6 protein-coding genes are annotated in these 3,964 nt (G+C 51.1%); 4 read left to right on the top strand and 2 right to left on the bottom strand.

The features are described from left to right. Positions 1–116 precede the first annotated feature (116 nt). From AB1756_09830 to rpsT, 4 genes are all read left to right on the top strand, one after another. Complete coding sequence (locus AB1756_09830; GenBank protein MEW5807629.1) at positions 117–593, top strand: hypothetical protein; 477 nt, start codon at positions 117–119, stop codon at positions 591–593. A gap of 395 nt (positions 594–988) precedes the next feature. Then, on the top strand, positions 989–1,564 hold the full coding sequence (gene pal / locus AB1756_09825; protein MEW5807628.1) for a peptidoglycan-associated lipoprotein Pal: 576 nt from the start codon (positions 989–991) through the stop codon (positions 1,562–1,564). Between the two features lie 13 nt (positions 1,565–1,577). After that, positions 1,578–2,384 (top strand): tol-pal system protein YbgF, encoded by an 807-nt coding sequence (gene ybgF / locus AB1756_09820; GenBank protein ID MEW5807627.1) that lies wholly within the window; start codon positions 1,578–1,580, stop codon positions 2,382–2,384. Positions 2,385–2,822: 438 nt separating this feature from the next. Further along, positions 2,823–3,107: a 30S ribosomal protein S20 gene (rpsT, locus tag AB1756_09815; protein MEW5807626.1), complete on the top strand. Its 285-nt coding sequence runs from the start codon at positions 2,823–2,825 to the stop codon at positions 3,105–3,107. Here rpsT and AB1756_09810 read toward each other — a convergent pair. After that, on the bottom strand, positions 3,104–3,550 hold the full coding sequence (locus tag AB1756_09810; protein MEW5807625.1) for a MauE/DoxX family redox-associated membrane protein: 447 nt from the start codon (positions 3,548–3,550) through the stop codon (positions 3,104–3,106). The genes rpsT and AB1756_09810 overlap by 4 nt on opposite strands. Further along, positions 3,547–3,964 (bottom strand): rhodanese-like domain-containing protein (locus AB1756_09805; protein MEW5807624.1); only part of this gene is annotated, 418 nt, incomplete at its 5' end. The genes AB1756_09805 and AB1756_09810, both read right to left, overlap by 4 nt.

The raw sequence follows: 3,964 nt of genomic DNA, 5'->3' as shown, positions 1-3,964 counted from the left end.
AAGTAGGCTTAGACTTGTCTCTTTAGGAACACGAAGCTTTGGCCCGTGATCGATTATGAAACATCTTTTCGAGGGTACCATGGCGAGTATGTTAAAAAATTTTTCGAAGATAAAAACTGCTTGTTAATCTGGAATCGAAAAGGAAAGAGCAGCTCACCTTTCACCCGGCCATCGATTCTTCCCCCTGCTGGTCTCCCACGGGGCGAGAGATCGTTTTCACCTCGGATCGCAGCGGTTCCCCTCAAATCTACATCATGGAGGCTGAGGGAACCAATGTTCGCCGATTGACGTATGAAGGCTCCTACAATGACTCCGCCGCGTGGTCTCCCCGGGGCGACAAGATCGCCTACGTCTCTCGACGGGAGGGGACGTTCGCCATCTATCTTTATGATATGAATCGGGGAACATCGATCCGATTGACGACCGAGAGAGGAAATCATGAGAATCCTCGCTGGTCCCCTGATGGAAGGCATCTCGTATTTGCCTCCAACAGAAGAGGCTCTTATGATATCTTTTCCGTGAACATTGAGGGAACGGATCAGAGGCAGCTCACCTTTCTTGGTGGTTGCTACACGCCGGACTGGTCCCGGTGATCAAAAGAGTGGAGTTTCATGATTCCTCATATTAATGAAATCTATCAGCTATTGCAGGAGATTCATTAGTTTGCGGAAACCTTTCGCTCAGAAGCGAAAGATTTCCCATCGCGAGCATAAATGGAGGGATGACATATTAGTTTCTCGCACAATTGCGGCAGATGGGTACCCATGGTTCGCGTTGATCGCAGGAAAAGACGAGGTGATTTCCCCGGCGAGGAAATCACCTCTCGGGCTCGCTCTCCCTGGCTTCGCCAGGGAACCATGCCTGCTCGCCCTCACGACGCTTTTCGCTGCGATCCAACGCTCACCATTCCCTCAAGGTGTCACAGTTCGATGGAAAATAAAATCATGGAGATATGGCAAACACTTTATTTTGAGGAGGACATGAAAGTATGAAAAAAGGACACATCGTATGGGCCACTTTTCTTGTTCTTTTGCTCTCTCTTTCTCTGCTGGGCTCGTGTGCGAAAAGGATGAAAAAAGAACCGGCGGCGCTTCCCGAGGAGGCCATTCCAGCACCAGCCGTGGAAAGCAAGCCCTCTGAAATTCCCGAGGATGTGAAGGAGACCTGGACAGTTTCGCCAGGCAAAGAGGAAGTTCCAGAAGTGATTTCGATCGATGAGCTCAACCGGCAGAAGATTCTGATGACTGTCTATTTCGATTTCGATAAGTACGATCTGAGGTCAGACACCATCGCCACCTTGAAGGAGAATTCACGCTGGCTTCAGGAGCATTCCCAGTATAAGATTCTTCTGGAAGGACACTGTGACGAGAGGGGAACCATCGAGTATAATCTGGAGCTGGGAGCCAAGAGAGCTAACGCTGTGAGGAACTATCTCCTCAACCTCGGTCTGAACGCCGTTCGTTTCAAGATCATCAGTTATGGAGAAGAGAGGCCTGCTGACCCCGGTCATGGTGAAGAAGCTTGGGCGAAGAATAGGCGCGTCGAATTTGTCATAGAAGAATGATAGGGGGTGACCATTGAAAAGCAAGATCGTCTTTATTCTGTTGATGGCGGTTCTCCTTTTCTCCTCGTCCTGCATCACGGCGAAACAGTTTGAGATGCTGCAGACGGACATCGCGGGGATTCAGGAGAAGGTGACCAGACTGGAAAAGGAAGTTTCCTCGACTCATGCAGCCGTGGAGGGCATCAACGATAAGATCAAGAACCAGGCTCAGATGTCCCAGTCGGAGAAAGCCGACGTTCAGCTCAAGATCGACTCCCTCAGCGGGGATATTCAAATCCTTCTCGATCGCCTCACGGACACCAACCACAGGATATCGATCCTTTCTCAGGAGATCCAGGCCACGAAAGATCTGTTCCGGACGATGCCTCCGGGAGTTTCTCCTCCCCTGGCTGGTGAAGGGACACCTCTTTCCTCGGAAGGTGCCGCGGCTCCTCTGAGCCAGCCCGAGGAGCTGTTCAAATCCGCTTATGCTGACTATTCCAAGGGGAATTACGCCCTCGCCATTTCCGGGCTCCGCGAATACATCCAGCGATTCCCCAAAAGTGATCTGACCGACAATGCCCAGTACTGGATCGGCGAGTGCCATTACAGTCAGGGGGATTATCAAACGGCGATCGAAGAATTCGATAAGGTGATCGAGAATTTCCCCGATGGAGATAAGGTACCGGGAGCTCATCTGAAAAAGGCGTTTGCCCTTTTTGAATTGAACCAGACGGCCAAAGGAGTGATCCTTCTGCAGTACCTTATCAATCGCTACCCGAAAAGTGATGAGGCTCGCATCGCCAAGGACAAGCTGAAAAGCATCGGCGCCGGATTTTGATCATCCGGTGTTGACTTATCCACGACAATATTCTAATAATATTAAGTTTTCCATGGTCTCACAGGATTGTTGCTGGGGACTTTCCACGCCTGAAAGGCTCTGGAAGAACAACGATATGGTTTTCCATAGAATATGGAAATTTCTCAAAATGGTTCACGTTGGTTGCAAGGAAAAGCGTCGTGAGGGCGCACGCGCGACGAGAAAGGAGCGCATGTTTGTGCGCGCCGCCGAGTCTGTGAGGTGGCCGGAGAGAGGGGGCGTGGTTTTTTTGCGAAGCACAAAAGAGCGAGCCTGAGCGCCAAGAGATGATTTCCTCGCTGGGGAAATCATCTCGTCTTTTCCTGTAACCAACGTGAACCATCCTGTTCCTATTCGATGGGAAATGATTGAGAGAGATGGAGAGGAATCGTTCTTCACCAGGGAAAGGAGAATGAAGAAATGGCCACACATAAATCGGCAGAAAAAAAGATGAAACAGGACACCAGGCGCCGGATAAGAAACCGGACCCACCTCAGTCATCTGAGAACAAAGATCAAGAAGTTCCGGTCGCTTCTGGAACAAAAGGATATCTCTGCAGCTGAGAAGCTGTTTCCGGAAACGATCGCCCTGATCGATAAATCCGTTTTCAGAGGGATCATCCACCGAAACACGGCAGCTCGATACAAATCGAATTTGACGTCCCACCTTCGGCAATTATCAAAGAAAGTGAAAGAGAGCCGTTAAGGACGCGTCTCCTGTCCGGGCCCCGCCAGGGCAATGGATCCGGACATGACGAGCATGAGAAGATCCTGGAAGAGAATATCCAACCCAATCTTGGCCCCCCCTTGCGTATCAAAACAACCGCAGGAGATATCCAGCCCTCTGAGGAGGGCCACCGTGATGGCCATGATGAAGATCATGAGAAGAGCGGAGATCACTGTGGCAGCCCCGCGCACCCTGTAGCCAATGATGAGAAAGAGCCCCGCCAGAAGCTCCAACCAGGGAAGAGAGATGGCCATGATGTTTTCCGTCAAGACCGGCATGATCCGATAGTTGTGAATGGCCCTCGAGAAATCCGAGGCATGCGCGATCTTGTCCAGGCTCGCCCATATAAAAATCGCTCCGATGATCACCCGGAACAGGACAATGATGACCCGATGCGTGAGAAAGGTTTTCAGAAAAGTCATGGCTGTGGCCCCTCCTGCACCGGCAAGCCAGCGTTGACCCAATCCTCCCAACCTCCAAAGAAGATCTTGAGATTGGAATATCCTCTTTCGAACATGGCGAACGCCAGCTGAACGCTGGCCTCACAATCTGATCCGGAGCAATAAATGATGATCACCCTTCCCTCCGGCAAGAGGGTGGACAGGTCAGGGTGTTCTTTCCAATACCACCCATAGGGAACATTCACCGCGTCCTGGATGTGCCCTTCTTGATACTCTTCCACCTCCCGAGCGTCGATGAAGATGGCATCCTTCTCTTCAAAATGTTTCCTGGCTAGCTCCAGTTCGATCCATTCCGGTTCCTGAGGTTCGACTGCCCTGCTCTCTCGCACTTCACCACTTTGGCTTTGTTTCACGGGAAGGGGCTTTTTGATGATG

This window comes from Acidobacteriota bacterium (genome assembly GCA_040752675.1).
Taxonomy (GTDB): Bacteria; Acidobacteriota; Polarisedimenticolia; order JBFMGF01; family JBFMGF01; genus JBFMGF01.
This window is presented reverse-complemented; position numbering and strand designations above follow the sequence as displayed.

Coding starts and splice junctions, on each gene's coding strand:
- pal (MEW5807628.1), top strand. CDS start 989: ATGAAAAAAGGACACATCGTATGGGCCACTTTTCTTGTTCTTTTGCTC.
- rpsT (MEW5807626.1), top strand. CDS start 2,823: ATGGCCACACATAAATCGGCAGAAAAAAAGATGAAACAGGACACCAGG.
- AB1756_09810 (MEW5807625.1), bottom strand. CDS start 3,550: ATGACTTTTCTGAAAACCTTTCTCACGCATCGGGTCATCATTGTCCTG.